Source organism: Neisseria sp. P0022.S009 (genome assembly GCF_051956675.1).
Classification (GTDB): Bacteria; Pseudomonadota; Gammaproteobacteria; order Burkholderiales; family Neisseriaceae; genus Neisseria.
In genome coordinates this window covers 1-817 of record NZ_JBQCXE010000024.1, presented here as the reverse complement: position 1 = coordinate 817, position 817 = coordinate 1, and the positions used below count along the sequence as shown (strand labels likewise).

Here is an 817-nt window from a genome sequence, read left to right as displayed (position 1 = left end):
CACTCGGCCACCGAAATCCTATCCATTTTGCACACCCGTTTTCAATACCACGCCATTATAAACCGAGACCCTGTTCGTTAATATATAAAAACAATGTAACAGCTTGTAGTTTTTCATTTCAAAAAACATTATAATTTATCGGATAAATTTACCCTTCACTACTTCAGGAGCTTCTCATGGCACTCGTATCCATGCGCCAATTATTGGACCATGCTGCCGAAAACAGCTACGGTCTGCCCGCATTCAACGTTAACAACCTCGAACAAATGCGCGCAATCATGGAGGCGGCCGACCAAGTCAACGCCCCCGTTATCGTTCAAGCATCCGCAGGCGCACGCAAATACGCAGGTGCCCCATTCCTGCGCCATCTGATTTTGGCCGCAGTCGAAGAATTTCCACACATCCCTGTGGTAATGCACCAAGACCACGGCGCATCTCCTGATGTATGCCAACGCTCCATTCAACTGGGCTTCTCCTCCGTGATGATGGACGGCTCGCTGATGGAAGACGGCAAAACCCCTTCTTCTTACGAATACAACGTCAACGCCACCCGTACCGTCGTTAACTTCTCCCACGCTTGCGGCGTGTCCGTTGAAGGCGAAATCGGCGTATTGGGCAACCTCGAAACCGGTGAAGCCGGCGAAGAAGACGGCGTAGGCGCAGTGGGCAAACTTTCCCACGACCAAATGCTGACCAGCGTCGAAGATGCCGTACGTTTCGTTAAAGATACCGGCGTGGATGCACTGGCGATTGCCGTCGGTACCAGCCACGGCGCATACAAATTCACCCGTCCGCCCACAGGCGACGTATTGCGTAT

General features: G+C 51.9%; 1 protein-coding gene. It reads left to right on the top strand.

All coding sequences use genetic code 11. From position 1 onward, the window contains the following. Positions 1–176: 176 nt before the first annotated feature. The coding region (locus ACTHUG_RS11245) for a class II fructose-bisphosphate aldolase (protein ID WP_440422253.1) at positions 177–817 on the top strand (641 nt) is incomplete at its 3' end.